Source organism: Vibrio sp. 10N.222.55.C6, assembly GCF_041473395.1.
Classification (GTDB): Bacteria; Pseudomonadota; Gammaproteobacteria; order Enterobacterales; family Vibrionaceae; genus Vibrio; species Vibrio crassostreae_C.
Window position 1 is genome coordinate 85,690 of the sequence record NZ_JBFRSD010000010.1, and the last position, 18,033, is coordinate 103,722.

Consider the following 18,033-nt stretch of genomic DNA (forward strand, 5'->3'; position numbering starts at 1 on the left):
AACCCTCCGCACCGCTAAATCATCAACTTAAGTTAAGGAAGCTCATCGTGGAAGAAATCAAAGGCATTCTGCAATTCATGGTCGAGATTGAACAATTAAAGGATGTTCATCGACAGACAAAACCGGTTGGATTGGATCGATATGAAAACTCCGCTGAGCACAGTTGGCACGTCTGTTTGAGCGCACTCATGTTGAAAGACTATGCCAATGAAGAAATCGATATTACGCGAGTAATGAAGATGCTGCTGATTCATGATCTTGGGGAAATCGATGCCGGAGACACCATCATTTATGCCAGTGAAACCGCAGAAAACAAGCTCAAAGAGAGAAACTGCGTTGAGCGCTTGCTGAAATCATTACCGAGCCATTCAAGAAGCGAGTATTTGGATTTATGGCTTGAGTTCGAAGCAGGTGAGTCACCAGAAGCCAGATTTGGTAAGGCGATCGATAGAGTGCCGCCTTTGCTTCATAACATCCATGGTGGTGGTCACAGCTGGAAGAAGCACAACATATCCAAAGACAAAGTACTGACCTTCAATGGCGAGCGTATTTCTAAAGGCAGTCGTGCCTTATGGAAAGAGCTAGAAGTGCAACTTGAAGGTGCTGCGGAAAAAGGGCTATTAAAGTAAAAGTTAATTTCATACCTTAGCGTAAGAATAGCTTTAGCTTTTCAATGAGGGAGATCTCGATGGTAACTGATTCAAGATGCATGGCACTTACCTTGTGTCTCATTTCTTTCTAATAAAACTCTAGTGGACAACAATAAGTTCGAGAACCGAGTGATAAGTTGTTAGTATGTATCAAATTTATAAATATCAGTTGGCTTATATAAATGCTTGATAATAAGTATATTAAACACCCTTATCACTGTGAGCAGTGCGACGCACTTACCCCGCACCTTGCTGTTAGCGCTTCCGATGCTGAATCTAAAGCGGACGCTGAATCTGAAAAGAAACAATGGAAGTTAGGCGTGTTGATGGAGTACCTGGTGACGTTATTGTTTAGAGGTGACCATAATGTTCCCGGTTTTTATGTAGACAGTGATTACGAATACCAATGTGAGAAATGTGGGACTAAGTCGTGGCACTGATTGTGTGTTTAACTTTTGAAAAAATCCCCACCTAAACTGATGATAATAAGACGCATTAGAAAAGTGATCCTCTCTGCAAACTGAGAATGGAATCGCGTCTATACTGACATGGGTTACGTCGCTGAATTTGGAAGTGGCGCTATGAATGTAAGTTTGATTAGGTTAAATCTCAGAGGTGACGATGAAAAAATTACTACCACTATGCGCCATTTTACTCTCGGCATCATTTTCAGCTGCGGCTTCTGATGGTTTGATTAAATACCAAAGTAATTATTCAGTGAAAGAGACCGCTGACCGCTTTGAAGAAATCGCCAAGAGCAAAGGTTTGACCTTGTTTGCGAGAATCGACCATCAGAAAAACGCGAGTAAGGTCGATCTTGAATTGAGACCAACGGAAGTCATCATCTTTGGTAACCCGAAAGTAGGGACACCATTAATGCAATGTGCTCAAGAAGTCGCGATAGATTTACCGCAGAAGGTGTTAGTCACTGAGGATTCTAATAAGAAAGTATGGTTGTCTTACAACGATCCTAATTACTTGGTAGAGCGTCACGCGATCAATGGCTGTGACGAGGTCGTTAAGAAAGTATCGGGTGTACTAAGCAAGCTATCAGAAGCGACAGTGGCGAAAAAGAAAGCAAAATAACCAAGATCAATAAGCACTCATTAAGACTATTAATGGGTGCGATATGACGATGATATCGCTTATTAGTCATTGTGTTGACAACTAAGCAACAATATATAAAAGTAGTTTTATGAAACTGAATTTAGCGCCATCTAACCAACGAATTATCATCATTCCATAGGAATGGTGGGATTGTTGATGCGCTTTGTTTATCGAACCCACCCGTAAGGTGGGTTTTTTGTCGCTGTCTTATGGGTTTTATCTGAATAGAGGAAGTCATATGAAAAAGATCGCGGTTTTTGGCAAGCCTGGGAGTGGAAAATCCACAATCAGCAAGGCGTTAGCACTAGCTACAGGGATAGAGCTTCACCAGTTAGATTCTATTGTTTATAAGGCCAACGGAGAGTTTGTTGAACGTGAAGTATTCGAGCAGGCTCATGAGAGCATACTTAAGTCAGAAAGCTGGATCATCGATGGTTTTGGCCCTCTAGGCTCGTTCAACACACGTTTAGATGCAGCTGATACCTTGGTTTATATCGACCTTCCTTATTCAATTAGCTACTGGTTTGTAACCAAGCGAATGCTCAAAGGTCTATTCGTTAAACCTGAAGGCTGGCCTGATGGAAGTTCAGTTATAAAAGGCACGATACAAAGTTATAAGACACTAAAACTGTGTCCTAAATTTTGGAATGACGACTTTAAAGCGCAGTTAGAATTGCGCGCTAAAGAGAAAGAGGTTTACATCATCAGAAGCGTGACTGAATTGAATAACTTTGTTCATCAACACGTCACTTAACAGTCGAGAGCTTACCTTTCTTTGAAACGCTTTAATTTGCTCATAACTTCATGAAAATATATAGATTTAACTCAACATGTGGCATATTTGCCATGTGTTGAATTTGTGCTTTGAATTAAGGCTATAGATATTATGTATGGAAGTGAGAAGACGAGAGCGTTCTGCTGTAACTGTAAGGAACTTACACTGCATAGGTACACGATGTTCAGTAGCCAAGTGCAAAAGGCACCACAAGCTGAAGATAAAGAACCGAGCTTACTCCAACGAATTTTATCGGAGTTTCTATCTTTTGGTGTTACAGGTTCGGGCGCGACAGGTGATTACAAATGTACCCAATGTGGAACATATCTGAATACACCAGACAACCTCGACTGAGTTTGTGAGTTTGGCTTAGGCAAATAAAAACGGGAAGACCTCAATGATCTTCCCGTTAGGTATTACTTAACTCATCGTGCTATTGGCAGTTTGAGTGAGAAGCCTTATGCACAACACTTCTTGTATTTTTTACCGCTGCCGCAAGAACACGGATCGTTACGGTTAGGGGTCTTTTCAAACGTCATCGTTTTTGGCTTGTTCAGTAGAGTATCAAGCTCGATGGTGTTCTCTTCTTTGTCTGCGTCGACTGTAACAGTAACGAAGATAGTATTTTCAGCGGCTAGTGCTTCAACTTCTGCTTTGCGCGCTTCAGTTTGAACCATTACTGCGATTGGAGATTCTTCAGTACCCGCTTTCACATCGCGGTTTACGTTGTAGCCAGCAAGAACGTGGTTCTGTCTTGTTTCGATACGGCCTTTGAAAAATAGTTTCGACATTGGGTACTCATTAAAAATGTTGAATGGCGCTATTTTTAACGGCGATAGCGCAATGGAGCGGGGATTATACGCATATATTGCAATTGATAAAGCAGTGATGTGAGCAAACACTGTTTGGTTTTTGTTTGCTAGTAACGGTTTGTTCTCTAGCTTTGCTTCTATTCGACAAATTTCGAAATTCAAGACAATAAAATTGCCCTAAATAGGCTTATGAATGATAAATTCAAATTACTAATCGAAACAAAGAGATAGTGTATGAAGTTAGATGCCACCCTGTGGGATTACGATGGAACCATAGTCAATTCCTTCCAAAGAATATCGCAATCACAAAAGATATTATCTCTTTAGTCGCGCCACACTTGTCAGGTGATAACTTACCTAAATATTTGCTCAGCGAAGCGCTTTATCATGAAGCCAACCACGGGGCTAAAAACTGGCAAGCCTTATATATCGACTATTACGGCTTATCACACGATGAAATGTTGATCGCTGGTGGAATGTGGGCAGAGCATCAAGAGAAAAACCAAACAGCCGTCGCCTTGTTTGAAGGAATGGAAACCGTGGTTAATCAGTTTGCTCATCTTCCTCATGGGATCTGCTCTCAAAACTCTCAATTGAATATTCGTGGTGTGCTCGACAGTTATGGCATCGGCGATTTGTTTAAATCGGTAGTGGGTTATGACGATGTTTCGAACGGCAACCAAAAACCCCATCCATTTGGTGGTGTGAAATGTGTCGAGAACATATTTGGCGCCGATCCGACTAACGAGCTTTGTTTGATGTACATCGGTGACCATGAAGCGGACACACAGTTTGCTCGCAATATTGAAGCCGCGCTGGGTAAAAACGCAAAAGTGATTGCCGTTGCAGCAGGTTATAGCCGATCGAAACCTGAAAATTGGCAAACCAAGCCCGATTACATTGCTAACAGTGTCGATGATCTTTTAACGATCATTAGCAAGTACGCATAACGAAGCAGACATTTAAAAATCACCACACCTGAATGACTTTAAGGAAGAATAATGACACCAAAACAAGTGGTATTAGGTTTTTGGGATGCAATGCGCAGTAATGATTTTGCCAAGGCAAGCGAATGGCTAGCCGCAGATTTTGAAGGCTATTGGCCTCAGTCGTCTGAATTGACGGTAGGCCGCCACAACTTCACGGCAATCAACTCTGAATATCCAGCCAATGGTGTTTGGGAGTTCACGCTCAATTCGATTGTCTGTGAACGTGATACGGTAGTAACGGACATTTCAGTTACTGACAGTGTGCTGAAAGACCGAGTGATCACCTTTCACACGGTTGTTGATGGTTTAATTCAAAAGCAAACTGAGTTTTGGCCAGAACCATTCGAAGCGCCGGCGTGGCGATCGCAGTGGGTTCAGATCGTATCGAACAATTAGTTTGTATCGATACGATCAGTTTGTCACGAACAATCAGGTTGCACAGAATAAGTAAACATTAGGAGGTTTCATTGAGCAAGGTAGTGGTTGTAACCGGCGGAAGCCGAGGTATTGGCGCAGCGACGTCTAAATTGTTGGCCAGTCAAGGCTATGCTGTATGCGTTAACTTCATACACAATGAGTCGCGAGCTGAAGATCTAGTGAATGAGATTCGCGAACAAGGCGGAACCGCGATTAGTGTGCGTGCGGATGTGTCTGTTGAATCGGACGTGAAATCCTTATTCGAGATTGCTCGTAACAAGCTAGGTCCAGTGACTCACTTGGTTAATAATGCCGGGATCTTGTTTACCCAGTCACCATTGGTTGATATTGAATTGGATCGCTTTGAAAAGGTGATGAAGTCCAACGTATCAAGCTGCTTTCTGTGCAGTAAAGCCTTTATCAAACAAGCCGATGGCGCAGGTTCGATTGTGAATGTATCGTCTGCCGCTTCTCGTACTGGCGCACCGTTTGAGTATGTGGATTACGCAGCATCGAAAGGTGCGATGGATTCACTCACCAAAGGCTTATCGCTTGAATTAGCTTCACGCAATATCCGAGTGAATGGCGTAAGGCCAGGTTGTATTTATACTGAGATGCATGCAGACGGCGGAGAGCCAGATCGCGTAGACAGACTAGCTTCGCAGTTACCGTTACAACGAGGTGGCACACCAGAAGAAGTCGCGAACTCTATCGCGTGGTTATTATCAGACGAAGCTTCGTATGTCACCGGCTCGTTTATTGATATTGCAGGCGGTCGATAGGGCACGTTTGCCTTTACACTAATATAAACAAGTTACAACCATCAACACGCAACAAAAGTACCTAACTAAAAGAACGAAACTAAGAGTACAACCATGAAAAACTATTTTGAAAGCCCGTTTGTTGGAAAGTCACTCAAAGAACAAGTGACCAACCCGAACATCATCGTGGGCGAGCACAGCTATTACTCGGGTTACTACCATAACCACAGCTTTGATGACTGTGCGCGTTACCTATTACCGGATAGAACCGACATCGATAAGCTGATCATTGGCAGCTACTGCTCGATTGGTTCTGGCGCCGTGTTTATGATGGCGGGCAACCAAGGCCACCAAAACCAGTGGGTGAGTACCTTCCCGTTTTTCTATCAAGACGATGAGAAGTTTGAAGGTGCGATAGACGGCTTCGAACGCTCTGGTGATACCGTGATTGGTAACGATGTGTGGATTGGTACAGAAGCCATGATCATGAGTGGTGTTAAGGTTGGTGACGGAGCCATCATCGCAAGTCGAGCGGTTGTGACTAAAGATGTCGCGCCATACTCGATTGTCGGTTCAAACCCAGCACGCCATATCCGTTATCGTTTCAATGAGACTGAAATCGCTCAGTTGCTAGAAATGAAATGGTGGGAATGGAGCGAAGAACAAATCAAAGGCGCAATGTCGCTAATGTGTTCTTCAGACATTGGTGGTTTGTACCATTATTGGAAAGGATTCTTGAAGCCTTAAATTGTCGTTCACAGATGAAATGTGAATGGTGAGAACGAGATTAAATTTAACAAATTATTCAATAATCTGATTATGGCAATGCGATTGTGATACGAGTAACTTATTGATTATATGCATATTGCATAGTATGGCGTGTCGCATTAGCGTGGTGGATGAATTGGAGGGGTATTATGATTAGTTGCAACGATTACGATTATATTGAAATTGTGTGTATGCACCGATACCCAATCAAGTTAACGCTGAAGTCTGGCGAGCAGATTGAATGTGTCGGGTTAGATACCCAGCGCAATGACAGCCGTGAAGAGTGCATTAAAGTCAGTACTCAAGGCGAGCAACAACTTGTCGTATTAACTCAAATAGCGACATTGGATGTCTGTGTCGACAACCCTCACTTTCAGCATGTTTCATTCAAAACGTCATAGGCTTTCAAATGAATAGAACCATAGAACAATGCTATTGCACCGCGTGCAGAGAAGAGACACAACATGTTGTTGTGTTGGTCAGAAAGACGAGTGCGTTTGCAGACAAACCTAACCAAAAGCGAAGTGAGTTTTGGGCAGGCATGATAAAAGGTTGGTTCCTTGGCCCGTTTGTCGCGTCAATGGATGAGTTTTCTCGTCACCTTGTCTGTGAAAAATGTGGACACAAAGAGATTCAAGATTAGAATTCGATTCAACGCGTACTGAACCTTCTGGTTTAAGAAAATGGCTTAGGAAATAGAAGAGTGAAAGAACAAATATTAGAAGCGGTAAAAGCATATGGTTTCTCGGTAAGAACCAACAATACCGATGAGGTTGATCCGGCTAAGGCGCAAATTGGGCAATTGTGGCAAGGCTTTTTCGAACAAGCTTTTCCTAAGCTGACCCCAGACTCAAAGGTATACGGCGTTTACACCAACTACGAGTCAGATTTTACGGGCGAGTTTGATGTTATCGCGTGTACCAATGCGCTTACCGATAATAGTTTAGATAATCTAGTTGAAACCAATATCGAAGCAGGCAAGTACTTAACGTTTTCTGCTGAGGGTGAATTACCGCAAGCTGTGATCGACCTATGGGGTGAAGTGTGGGCGTATTTCAACGCAGCAGACTGCCTACATGTTCGAGCTTACACAACAGATTTCGAATTCTACAAAGGTGAAACTGAAGTCGAGATTTCGATTGCGATTAAGTGATTGGTTTAAAATGAACAAAAGGCTTAGCTTAGACTGTGGTCGCTAGTTAAGAGACAGTAGTTACCGGTAAAGAGACAACGGAAACCCAGTTAAGTCTTTGAATATTTGCTCATTACAAAGAAGATACAGTGTCACGTACTTACCTTGATTACTACGCTTTCTCTATCTTTGAATTACCATTATCCACCAAAAAGACAATCGTGCTTGGTTTCATTCCACAAAGGGTATTGCTTCATGACTTGGGTGTAGAGCTTACTTTCAAGGTGCGCTCTTAACCAACGTCCTACGTTTTGATATTCCGATTTCACAAACCACTTCTTTTCGACTCGCACAAACTGACTGACGAAAGGCATCACCGCAAAATCGGCCAAGCTTGGGCTTTCTCCAAAAAAGTAGGGCTGATCGGTAAGTCGCACTTCTAACTGCTTAATGAAGGTTTCGCAGGCTTGTCGGCGTTGTTCAACATCGATGTTTCGGTAACGAACCGATGCACGATACCTTTCTAAGTGACCAATAAATTCTTCATCGTTGGTTTTAATGAGCTGCTGAACTTGTTCGCTAAGCGTTGGATTGCTTGAACGCAGAAGATCTTGAGGATCGTTTTGTTGAAGTGACCAGTTCATCACATCCAAGCTCTGTTCAATGACTTGTCCATTGGGTAACACCAATACAGGCACTGTTCCTTTTGGCGAACTGGCCAATAGTTCGCTAGGCTTGTCTTTGGTAACGATTTCTCGAAGTAACACTTTTTGCTGTGATAGTGCGATGCCCATTCGTCCGCGCATTGCATAAGGGCAACGGCGTAAAGAATAAAGGATAGGTAGATCGGATTCGTTCGGAATTATTGAGGTCATTTAGTTTGAAAAGTGTTGTACGGTGGTAAAGAGATCGTGATGTGGGTAGAATACGCGGCTTAAAAATTATAAGTAAGTGAGCGACTTCAAAAATGAGCAGAAAAATTGAGTTATTAGCCCCAGGTGGCGATGTAGAAGCGATAAAAGCCGCCATCGTAGCGGGTGCTAATGCAGTTTATTGTGGTTTAGACACATTCAACGCTCGTAACAGAGCCTCTAACCTGTCGTTAGACGAATTGAATGGTGTGATTCGCCTTGCTCATGAATACGGCTGTGAAGTGTTCCTGACTCTTAACGTTGTGCTACTGGAGCACGAGACTAAGAGCATCACCAAACTGCTGAACCAGCTTGTGAACACCAAAGTGGACGGCATCATTGTTCAAGACTTGGGTTTATTCAACCTGGTTAAGAAGCATTTCCCATCGTTAGACGTTCACGCGTCGACTCAGTTAACTACGCACAACGAAGGTCAGATTAAGTTCTTGTCTAAGATTGGCGCGACGCGCGTTAACTTGTCTCGTGAGTTGAACCTGCCTGAAATCAAGATGCTGACGGAAGTGGCACACGATCACGACGTATTAACCGAAGTGTTCGTACACGGCGCTCTGTGTATCGCATTCTCTGGTCAATGTTACTCAAGCTCAGTAAGTGTGGGTAACTCAGGTAACCGTGGTCGTTGTAGCCAAGCGTGTCGTGATGAGTACGAAATCACCAACGCGGGCAACAAGTTCCCACTTAACCTGAAAGATAACTCAGCTTACTACGACCTACCTGAATTGGTTGATGCGAAAGTCGACTCATTGAAAGTAGAAGGCCGTATTAAAGGCGCACACTACGTTTACACTGTGGTAGACACATGGCGTAAACAGATTGATAGCTTTGTAGAAAGTGGTTTGTTGATCGAAGACGATTCGAACCTGCACAAAGTATTCAACCGTGATTTCACCAACTCTTTCCTAAAGGGCAACCTAACGAAAGACATGTTCATCGATAACCCGCGCGACAACAGCATGAACTACGCTGTTGAAAAAGCGACGGAGCAGAACAACGAAATCTCAGTTGTACAGATTCAAGAAGTGACCAACGAACTTCACCAAGCGAAAGACGTTCTTGGTAACGAAATGCGTGACAAGATCGAGTTCCTTGATATTCGCAAGACACCAGTAGCACTGTCGTTCAGCGCAAAAGTGGGTCAACCATTTACGGTGACTGTGAACACGCCAAAAGAGAACTTTACTCTTCAATCTAAATCGCTATTGAAAGCGGTTGAAGAGAAGGCGATTACTCAAGAGCTACTTGAGAAGCGCTTCAAAAACGTGAAGAGTGCAGTTCACACGCTAGAAAGCCACGACTTCAGTGAAGTGGATGCAGGCTTGTTGATTCCTCTAAAAGAAGTTTCAGACCTAAAAGACGAGATCGACTTCATTCTGAACGGCTCTGTGGAAGTGATTAAGCACGTTGAAGTGCCAGCACTGCCTCAGCACCCTAAAGTGAACGAGAAGCCGACTATGTCGATGCTTATCGCCGATGTAGAAGACTTACACCTGTGTGACGTGACTGACGCGGATGTTTACTTCAAACTTCCAGAAAGCTTCAAGAAGCGTTGTAACAAGTACATCGACATCTTGGCAGCAAACCCACGTTTGATTCCTTGGTTCCCAGCGGTATTGATCGGTAAAGATTACGACGAAGCGGTTCGTATTCTTGAAGAGATCAAGCCAGCTCGCATCGTAACCAACAACACGGGTATTGCTTACAAAGCTTACGAGATGGGTATTGAGTGGGTTGCAGGCCCGCTCATGAACACGACCAACTCTCACGCACTGGTTACTCTGAAAGAAGAGCTGAACTGTGCAGGCGCATTCATTTCGAACGAGATCAACAAAGGTCAGATTCGTCATATTCGTCGCCCAGAGAACTTCAAACTGTTCTACAGCATTTACCACCCAATCTTGATGATGACCAGCCGTCAGTGTTTCTTCCAAAGAACCGTGGGTTGTAACAAGCCAAGCATCGAAGCAGGTTGTATGTTGAAGTGTGAGAAAGCGACCACGATTACCAACGTGAAAGGCATCTCTTTTGCGGTTGATAAACAGAAGGGTGGCTACCCAAGCATTTACAACCACGAGCAGTTCTTGAACCACGACGCAGTAACTGACTTCTCTGGTCTGTTCGACGAGTTCTTCATTGACCTAACCAACATCGGTGCAGGTTCTAAAGAAGTGAAAGACAAAGTTGAGCTTATCAAGCATTTCGAAGCGCTACTGAACGGCGTTGAAGGTTCACAACAGAACCTAGAGCAGATGGTTGAAGTTCGAACTAATGCTCAGTACGTGCAAGGTCTATAGCGTACAAGGTTTATAGGGTTCAATGTCTATGGGCTGTAAGGCTTATAGCTTCTAACGCAAAGAGCGTTCAAGGTTTATAACGCTCAACCGCTTATAAGCACTCTGAACCAATAAACAAAAGGCCACTCAATCGAGTGGCCTTTTTAATGTCTGAAACTTTCTGAATCTTTCTCAACCAACGAATACGTTATTCTGTCACGGCTTCTTGTTTGAAGCATGGGCTTTTCAACGTGTTCATCTTTTCGATTTCATTGGTTAAGCGCAGCGAGAGCAGGGCTTTCTGGTTCGAAGCAAAATCAAACATCACGATAGTCGCAGTGCCAACGGTCGTCAGTTTCTGTTGAGCCTTACTGACAATCGCGTATTCCATGGTGAATCGGTCATCTTGAATATCGGTAACACGTGAGCCGACCATCAAGGTATCTGGATACGTGACTGGGCGGAAATACTTACAGTAAGTGTCACCAAGAACAGGACCAACTTTGGTAATCGCCATCTCTTCCATCAGCTCGACGTGCTTGAAAAAATCTAAGCGAGCGGTTTCGAAATAGCGAAAATATACAGCGTTGTTAACGTGATTGAGTGCGTCCATTTCTCCCCAAGCGACAGGGATTTCTGTTACTACCGGGTAGTCAGATAATAGTGCTTCCATGCGAACTCTCTTATTGTTATGTAGGGATAAGTTGTTATTGGAATAAAAACCCTACCGCTAAATTAACAAAACTGCAACACGCGTGATTTAAGTTTTTGAAGCTTGAAACCACACAATGTCAGTGACTTAGTTGCACATCCACTCAATAGTTAGGCACTAAGGTGTTTGAATTGCAGCTCAACCAAGCGTTGGTACAATTCGCAGCTATTGATGAGAGACTGGTGGTCGCCGATGTCTACTAGTTGTCCTTTATCGAGCACCGCAATTTGGTCGGCGTGTTTAATTGTTGATAATCGATGGGCGATAATGATCGTCGTTCTGCCACGCATTAACTCTTCTAACGCTTGTTGTACGTGATGCTCACTTTCACTGTCTAGTGCGCTGGTTGCTTCATCCAACAATAGAATATTTGGATCTTTCAAGATGGCACGTGCGATAGCAATACGTTGTCTCTGCCCACCAGAAAGCCTTACACCACGTTCACCAAGAAAGCTGTTGTAGCCATCAGGTAGGTTTTGAATGAACTCGTGTGCGTGCGCTTTCTTCGCCGCTTCGATCACTTGCTCGTCTGTTGCCTGCGGGTTGCCGTAGCGAATGTTATGGAACACATCGTTACTGAACAGAGCAGGTTGTTGCGGTACCAATGCCATCTGCTTTCTTAGCTCGTTAGGATCAAACTGATTCAGTTCAACACCGCCTAAGGTGACCTTACCCACTTGTGGGTCGTAGAAACGTTGCAGCAGTTCGAACAGGGTAGTTTTACCTGCGCCAGACGGGCCAACCAGTGCCAACACTTTGCCTTCATGGGCAGTAAGCGTGAGGTTGCTTGTTGCGGGTTGGTCCGGTCTTGATGGATAACAGAAGGTCACATCATCAAATGCAACTTCTGGCGTTACGTTAGCAAGCGAAGTTGGATTCGCAACTGGCGCAACAATATGGCTTTCAACTTGTAGGATCTCGATTAATCGCTCGGTCGCACCTGCCGCGCGTTGCAGTTCACCCATCACTTCAGAAATCGTACCTAACGATGAAGCAACCATAATTGCGTAGAACACAAACGCGGCTAAGTCACCAGCCGACATAGTGCCGTTGATAACATCACTGCCGCCAACCCACAGCATCCCTGATATTGCGCTGAACACGATAACAATCACACCAGAAATAAGAATCGCGCGCTGTTTTACACGCTGGCGACCAATCTCATACGCCTTTTCCACTTCTACCGCGAATGATGCTTTCTCTTGCGCTTCTCGGCTGTAGCTTTGGACGGTTTTAATGTGTTCAATCGCTTCACCTGCATAAGAGCCGACATCAGACATCGAATCTTGGCTTTGACGAGACAAGGCTCTCACACGACGCCCGTACACAAGAATTGGAATCAAGATAAATGGCACCGAGGCCAATACAATCAACGTCAGCTTAATATTGGTCGCAAACAGCATGATGATCGCACCAATACACATCAACGCGCTGCGCATCGCCATAGAGAACGATGAACCTATGATGCTTTGAAGCAGAGTAGTATCCGTGGTGATTCGCGACATGATGTCGCCACTGCCATTGGTTTCAAAGTAACTCGGGTGCAGCGTCACCACGTGATTGAAAACCGACAGGCGTATATCCGCACTTACTCGCTCACCAACAGAAGAGACCAAATAGAAGCGGAAGAAGGTGCCAATCGAGATCAGCACGACCACCACCATGATGAATTGAATCGCGCTGCCTAAGTCTGACAACGATTGTTGGCTGAAGCCTTGGTCGATAAGAAGACGAATACCGTGTCCGACTGAAAGGGTTAAGCTCGCTGTGAAGATCAACGCGATCAACGCAGCAATAACACGACCTTTATAAGGCTGAATGAATTTACTCAGCTCAAACAAAATACTGAGGCTTTTTTTCTCAGGTTTGGGTTCTGGCGCTTGTTGAGTCGATCGCTGAGTCTGTCGCTGGTTCGAGTCGAGCGTAGAAGAGACATCGTTTTGCATATGACTGCCTTAATGTGTTGTCGCTTTAAAAATAGATGGCTTGTTGCTTGTTGCTTATGGCTAATTGCTTTATGACTTATTGCCTGTACTGCGCGTTGTTCGCTGGGCAGTAATTGTTGTTGAGAATTGAACCCATTAAAGCATTTATTGCGCTGTGACGCTCCCTAGGAAACTCAATTTCCAATATTTCATCAACACTAAGTGAATAATTCGAAGCGACCTTAAAGGAAAACTAAGCATTTTGATCCAGTCAGTTGGATAGGGAACCAAGCTATTTAACCTTAATTTTTATGCAAGTAAATTAGCGTTGATAGGAGAGTGCACATATAAACAAGCAACCATGCGATGATTTATAAATTGATAGCAAAACGTTTGCTTTTTATCTCGATATTAGCTTTATCAATGGCTTGCGATTTTTGGTTGTAAGACCAGTTATAGCGACTGTTTTTTGTGGAATATTTGTTACAAAAATTCAATAAAGTAGTTTTTTATACATTTTTCTTGCATAAAAACTCGGATTGAATAGAATAACCAACAAATGACAATTAATGCAGTATTGTGGCATGAGTATTCAAGCAAAGAGCATCAACAAATCATACGGTGATACCCAAGTTCTTCACGACATCAGTTTCGACTGTGAGAGTGGCGAAACCTTGGTATTGCTTGGCCCAAGCGGCGCGGGCAAGAGTTCATTACTGCGTGTATTGAACCTGCTTGAAATCGCGGACAACGGCGAATTAGACATTGCGAATGAGCAATTCGATTTTTCAAGCCAAATCCAAGAAAAGCAGGGGCTTAAACTTCGTCGTAAAGTCGGCATGGTGTTCCAGCAATACAACTTATGGCCACACATGACGGTGATGGAAAACTTGATTGAAGCACCAATCAAAGTGGCGGGTTTGGATAAGCAAGAAGCGATTAAGCAAGCGCAAGAAGTCCTAAAGACACTTCAACTTGCCGACAAAGCAGACGCTTGGCCACTTCAACTGTCTGGCGGTCAACAACAGCGTGTTGCGATTGCACGTGCGCTGATGATGAAACCGGATGTGTTGTTGTTTGATGAACCAACAGCGGCGCTTGATCCTGAGATCACCAACCAAGTCGTGAGCATTATTAAAGAATTGAGCGGAACGGGCATTACCCAAGTGGTCGTGACGCACGAAGTCGATTTCGCGAAGAAGATTGCTAGCCACGTTCTGTACCTAGAGAAAGGGTACATCGTTGAACACGGCACCAGCGATTCATTCGTTAATCCGCAGACACCTGAGTTTGCCGAGTATCTGACTCATTAAGTAAGTCACTTATTAAAAGAAAGTTGACTCACTAGATCTAGCTAAACACAACATCAATTAAAACAATCAAATTATAAGAATGGCCACAGGCCGCTATTACACAGTATTCGGAGTAACAAAATGAAAAAGATTCTACTAGCTTCACTTATCGGCCTTGCTTCTTTTAACGCAGCAGCTCAAGAAGAAATCAAATTCGCGATGGAAGCAACGTACGCACCATTCGAATACATGGATGAGAACAACCAAATTCAGGGTTTTGACGTAGACTTAGCAAACGCACTTTGTGAAGAGCTGAAAGCAACGTGTACTTTCCACAACCAAGCATTCGATAGCTTGATCCCTGCACTTAAATTCAAACGTTACGATGCGGCTATCTCGGCAATGGACATCACAGAAGCGCGTCTTAAACAAGTGAACTTCTCTAACGCATACTACGATAACTCTGCAGCATTCATTTCTTTCGAAGGCAAAGTAGCAGACCAAGCAGCACTAGAAGGTAAGCGTGTTGGCGTTCAAAACGGTTCTACTCACCAGAGCTTCCTACTTGAGCAAATGACTGGCGTAACAGCGGTACCTTACTCAAGCTACCAAGATGCATTCATCGACATGAAGAACGGTCGTATCGATTCTGTATTCGGTGACACAGCCGTTGTAGCAGAATGGTTCAAGAAAGAAGACAACCTAACGTACGTAGGCGACCAAGTAACAAACCAAGAGTACTTCGGTAACGGCTTTGGTATCGCAGTAAACAAGAGCAACCAAGAACTTGTAGACCAGCTTAACGTTGCACTTGCAGCAGTGAAAGCGAACGGCGAATACGACAAGATCTTCAACAAGTACTTCGGTAAGTAATTTATGGAATTAACGGGTTACTCTTTAGGGCTCGTCGAAGCAAGCTGGATGACTGTTCAGCTTGCGTTCGTAAGCCTATTGGTTGGATTGGTTCTAGCAGTTTTGTTTGCAAGTGGTGAGATGTCTCGTCGTATTGCAATCAAATGGCCAACGACTGCATTTGTGACGATTGTTCGTGGTTTACCAGAAATTCTGGTCGTACTGTTTATCTACTTTGGTTCGACACAAGTTCTGTTCATGATCACTGGCGATTTCATAGAAGTGAGCCCGTTCTTATCTGGTGTTGTTGCACTGTCACTTATCTTTGCTTCTTACGCTTCGCAAACCTTGCGTGGTGCATTAAAAGCAGTAAGCAAAGGGCAGAGAGAAGCAGCAAGCGCGCTTGGTATTTCTCAGTCTCGTGCATTCTTTCGTATCGTGTTACCTCAAGCGGTAAGACACGCACTACCAGGGTTAACCAACCAATGGTTAGTGTTACTGAAAGATACCGCGCTAGTTTCGCTAATTGGCGTAACAGATTTGCTGAAACAAGCACAACTAACATCAGCGGCAACGCACGAAGCATTTACTTGGTACGCGACCGCAGCAGCAATCTACTTGGTCATCACTTTAATCACACAAAGATTGGTAAAAGTGATTGATGGTAAGTTATCTATTCAAGGTTTGGGTAACAAAGGGGCAATGGCATGAATCAACAATACCTCTCTCAAATGCTTGAGGGCCTAGCGACCAGCCTGCAACTCACAGGCGCTTCACTGCTGGTTGGCTGTATCTTGTCACTGCTGATGACGGTAACGCTAATCCTAAGAATACCGGCGATTCACTGGTTAACACGTGGCATCATCACGCTGTTCACCGGCACACCATTGTTGGTGCAGATCTTCTTGGTGTATTACGGACCGGGTCAGTTCGATTGGATTCGTGAAAGCTTCATGTGGACTTGGTTAAGCCAACCTTGGTTCTGTGCAATGTTAGCATTAGCATTGAACACCGCGGCATACAGCACGCTACTGTTCAGAGGCGCATTCAACGCCATTCCAGCAGGGCAGTGGGAAGCGTGTCGTGCACTTGGCATGGACAAAGTAGCAACGCTTAAAGTGTTACTGCCATACGCACTACGCCGCGCCGTTCCAGCTTACTCGAACGAAGTGATTCTAGTTTTCAAAGGTACGTCACTGGCAAGCACCATCACCATCATGGATTTGATGGGCTACGCTCAGCGTATTAACGGCCAAACATACGACACGCTAACCGTGTTCGGCATTGCTGGCGCATTCTACTTAGCAGTAAACGGCATATTAACGCTGATCTTCCGCCAAGTAGAGAAGAAAGCCCTCGCATTCGAAGCCGCGTAAGCTAGCCACTCACAAGCTTAACTAACGTATAAAGCCTGCCTTTATGTTCGCATAAATGGCAGGCTTTTTTGTGTTTGGGGTATGTGTAAGGGTGCTGTATTTATATCCAGTAGGGCGGGGTGTTCGCTAGAGTCATAACATATGAAAATATTCTGCATTTTGTCATTCAACGAGTCTATCTATGTTTTAAGTCACTGAAATGCTGTGATTAATCGTGGTACATTGCCGTGCATATGAAACTAGATAGAAAAATTCTATATTTAAATGCAGAATTTTTCAGTCTAATAGCTGTTAGCCCGGCAATTTGAGACATCATGCCAATAACAAGAGGTTATAAGTTGAAATTAATAAAATTGTTAAACATTAATGTGCAAAGAGTAGTTTCATTTTTCTTTGTCATTTTAATGATTGTTTCCTCAATCTATATGGCAGTAAATGATAAAGAGATGGCTGCCTCTATTTGTATCCTCTCTTTTTCAATAGGTATAGCTTTCATAAATCTCGACAAATTTTCGATTATTAAGGCAGCCGGTTTTGAAGCGCGATTAAAAGATGCTGTAGATGAAGCCTATACAGCGATTGACGAACTTAAAGCTATTGCCATTAACGTATCAAAACCTACGATTTCGTTGTTAGCAGTCAGAGATGCGTTTGCATATTTACCATTGGATAGCAAGCTGACCTATGCTCGTGGTATTGCAGAAACTCTTAAAGAACTAAAAGTTGAAGAGAGTGAAGCAACTGAAATACTGTCAACCCTTTATGATCGAGTTGAAGAAGAGCATAGGCAACGTATTTTACACGCCATAAATGAAAAACTTGAAGACTCAGACCCTAGAAAAGTTAAAGATTTTTATAGTATTGACATGAATGAGTGGCCAATTCCTAGGTTAAATAGTCTTTCAAGTGAACTCGAAGTTGATATTGAAGAGCTACTTGAAGCGCATAGATACTTTGTTGAAAACAAAGCGCTAAAAGTACCGGAAGATTGGCAGGGCTAACAAACGACTATGGCGTCAATGATTAATTTTTGGCAGTGTTTTCATCCCACATGGCGCCATCTCTCAGCATAGAGTTAAGAGTCACAACCATCTTTCGAACACACGCGATTATTGCGACTTTCTTAGGCTTTCCGGCAGCTACAAGTCGAGCATAAGTTGCTTTGAATACGGGGTTACATTGCATGGCTGACATCATTGCCATATATAACACTGTGCGTACTTGCGCTCGACCGCCTTGGATCACGCGCTTACCTTTGTAGCG

General features: G+C 43.7%; 22 protein-coding genes and 1 pseudogene. 18 read left to right on the forward strand and 5 right to left on the reverse strand.

What is annotated here, in order from left to right:
- The first annotated feature begins 47 nt into the window (after window positions 1–47).
- The 5 genes from AB4486_RS10215 (at window position 48) to AB4486_RS10235 (ending at window position 2,886) form a co-directional block, all read left to right on the forward strand.
- A complete protein-coding gene (locus AB4486_RS10215; RefSeq protein ID WP_372117091.1) occupies window positions 48–629 on the forward strand; it encodes an HD domain-containing protein in 582 nt (193 codons plus the stop codon).
- Window positions 630–832: 203 nt separating this feature from the next.
- The gene (locus tag AB4486_RS10220) at window positions 833–1,090 is read left to right on the forward strand and encodes a hypothetical protein (RefSeq protein WP_017066541.1); all 258 of its coding nucleotides are present in this window, start codon (window positions 833–835) and stop codon (window positions 1,088–1,090) included.
- Window positions 1,091–1,271: 181 nt separating this feature from the next.
- Window positions 1,272–1,736, forward strand: coding sequence for a DUF302 domain-containing protein (locus AB4486_RS10225; RefSeq protein WP_017066540.1), 465 nt, complete (start codon window positions 1,272–1,274; stop codon window positions 1,734–1,736).
- A gap of 259 nt (window positions 1,737–1,995) precedes the next feature.
- Complete coding sequence (locus tag AB4486_RS10230; RefSeq protein ID WP_065583646.1) at window positions 1,996–2,511, forward strand: adenylate kinase; 516 nt, start codon at window positions 1,996–1,998, stop codon at window positions 2,509–2,511.
- Between the two features lie 132 nt (window positions 2,512–2,643).
- The gene (locus AB4486_RS10235) at window positions 2,644–2,886 is read left to right on the forward strand and encodes a hypothetical protein (protein ID WP_029235167.1); all 243 of its coding nucleotides are present in this window, start codon (window positions 2,644–2,646) and stop codon (window positions 2,884–2,886) included.
- A gap of 104 nt (window positions 2,887–2,990) precedes the next feature.
- Here the strand turns inward: AB4486_RS10235 and AB4486_RS10240 are convergent, their stop codons facing one another.
- Entirely contained in the window at window positions 2,991–3,323 is a 333-nt protein-coding gene (locus AB4486_RS10240; RefSeq protein ID WP_017068336.1) for a PBPRA1643 family SWIM/SEC-C metal-binding motif protein, read from the reverse strand.
- A 255-nt stretch (window positions 3,324–3,578) separates the two neighbouring features.
- Here AB4486_RS10240 and AB4486_RS10245 point away from each other — a divergent pair.
- From AB4486_RS10245 to AB4486_RS10275, 7 genes and pseudogenes are all read left to right on the forward strand, one after another.
- Window positions 3,579–4,294: pseudogene (locus AB4486_RS10245) on the forward strand (HAD family hydrolase).
- 51 nt (window positions 4,295–4,345) lie between these two features.
- Window positions 4,346–4,729, forward strand: a complete 384-nt coding sequence (locus AB4486_RS10250; protein WP_372117093.1) for a nuclear transport factor 2 family protein — start codon at window positions 4,346–4,348, stop codon at window positions 4,727–4,729.
- A gap of 71 nt (window positions 4,730–4,800) precedes the next feature.
- Window positions 4,801–5,532 carry a glucose 1-dehydrogenase gene (locus AB4486_RS10255; RefSeq protein ID WP_017066537.1) on the forward strand — a complete coding sequence of 244 codons (732 nt, stop codon included), beginning with the start codon at window positions 4,801–4,803 and terminating at the stop codon, window positions 5,530–5,532.
- Window positions 5,533–5,625: 93 nt separating this feature from the next.
- Window positions 5,626–6,258 (forward strand): type B chloramphenicol O-acetyltransferase, encoded by a 633-nt coding sequence (catB, locus tag AB4486_RS10260; RefSeq protein ID WP_017063920.1) that lies wholly within the window; start codon window positions 5,626–5,628, stop codon window positions 6,256–6,258.
- Window positions 6,259–6,428: 170 nt separating this feature from the next.
- Window positions 6,429–6,680 carry a Rho-binding antiterminator gene (locus tag AB4486_RS10265; RefSeq protein WP_017068339.1) on the forward strand — a complete coding sequence of 84 codons (252 nt, stop codon included), beginning with the start codon at window positions 6,429–6,431 and terminating at the stop codon, window positions 6,678–6,680.
- A gap of 8 nt (window positions 6,681–6,688) precedes the next feature.
- Complete coding sequence (locus AB4486_RS10270; RefSeq protein ID WP_017068340.1) at window positions 6,689–6,922, forward strand: hypothetical protein; 234 nt, start codon at window positions 6,689–6,691, stop codon at window positions 6,920–6,922.
- A 60-nt stretch (window positions 6,923–6,982) separates the two neighbouring features.
- Window positions 6,983–7,432 carry a GyrI-like domain-containing protein gene (locus tag AB4486_RS10275; RefSeq protein ID WP_372117095.1) on the forward strand — a complete coding sequence of 150 codons (450 nt, stop codon included), beginning with the start codon at window positions 6,983–6,985 and terminating at the stop codon, window positions 7,430–7,432.
- Between the two features lie 179 nt (window positions 7,433–7,611).
- Here AB4486_RS10275 and AB4486_RS10280 read toward each other — a convergent pair whose 3' ends face one another.
- Window positions 7,612–8,205 (reverse strand): glutathione S-transferase, encoded by a 594-nt coding sequence (locus AB4486_RS10280; protein ID WP_017063917.1) that lies wholly within the window; start codon window positions 8,203–8,205, stop codon window positions 7,612–7,614.
- 173 nt (window positions 8,206–8,378) lie between these two features.
- On the opposite strand from AB4486_RS10280, the gene AB4486_RS10285 reads away from it, so the two are divergent.
- Complete coding sequence (locus AB4486_RS10285) at window positions 8,379–10,634, forward strand: peptidase U32 family protein (RefSeq protein ID WP_372117097.1); 2,256 nt, start codon at window positions 8,379–8,381, stop codon at window positions 10,632–10,634.
- Window positions 10,635–10,821: 187 nt separating this feature from the next.
- On the opposite strand, the gene AB4486_RS10290 is transcribed toward AB4486_RS10285, so the two are convergent.
- The gene (locus AB4486_RS10290; RefSeq protein ID WP_017061819.1) at window positions 10,822–11,286 is read right to left on the reverse strand and encodes a thioesterase family protein; all 465 of its coding nucleotides are present in this window, start codon (window positions 11,284–11,286) and stop codon (window positions 10,822–10,824) included.
- 149 nt (window positions 11,287–11,435) lie between these two features.
- A complete protein-coding gene (locus AB4486_RS10295; protein WP_372117098.1) occupies window positions 11,436–13,271 on the reverse strand; it encodes an ABC transporter ATP-binding protein/permease in 1,836 nt (611 codons plus the stop codon).
- A gap of 563 nt (window positions 13,272–13,834) precedes the next feature.
- Here AB4486_RS10295 and artP point away from each other — a divergent pair.
- The 5 genes from artP to AB4486_RS10320 all read left to right on the forward strand — a co-directional run bounded on the left by artP (window position 13,835) and on the right by AB4486_RS10320 (window position 17,771).
- Window positions 13,835–14,563, forward strand: a complete 729-nt coding sequence (artP, locus tag AB4486_RS10300; protein WP_372117100.1) for an arginine ABC transporter ATP-binding protein ArtP — start codon at window positions 13,835–13,837, stop codon at window positions 14,561–14,563.
- Between the two features lie 120 nt (window positions 14,564–14,683).
- A complete protein-coding gene (locus AB4486_RS10305; RefSeq protein ID WP_004733839.1) occupies window positions 14,684–15,415 on the forward strand; it encodes a lysine/arginine/ornithine ABC transporter substrate-binding protein in 732 nt (243 codons plus the stop codon).
- 3 nt (window positions 15,416–15,418) lie between these two features.
- Window positions 15,419–16,105, forward strand: a complete 687-nt coding sequence (artQ, locus tag AB4486_RS10310; RefSeq protein WP_017063912.1) for an arginine ABC transporter permease ArtQ — start codon at window positions 15,419–15,421, stop codon at window positions 16,103–16,105.
- Window positions 16,102–16,770: an arginine ABC transporter permease ArtM gene (gene artM / locus AB4486_RS10315; RefSeq protein WP_017087151.1), complete on the forward strand. Its 669-nt coding sequence runs from the start codon at window positions 16,102–16,104 to the stop codon at window positions 16,768–16,770. Before artQ ends, artM begins: the two co-directional genes overlap by 4 nt.
- A 338-nt stretch (window positions 16,771–17,108) precedes the next feature.
- Window positions 17,109–17,771 (forward strand): hypothetical protein, encoded by a 663-nt coding sequence (locus AB4486_RS10320; RefSeq protein ID WP_158089202.1) that lies wholly within the window; start codon window positions 17,109–17,111, stop codon window positions 17,769–17,771.
- Window positions 17,772–17,793: 22 nt separating this feature from the next.
- On the opposite strand, the gene AB4486_RS10325 is transcribed toward AB4486_RS10320, so the two are convergent.
- On the reverse strand, window positions 17,794–18,033 hold a 240-nt coding region (locus AB4486_RS10325), incomplete at its 5' end, for a transposase (protein ID WP_372117102.1).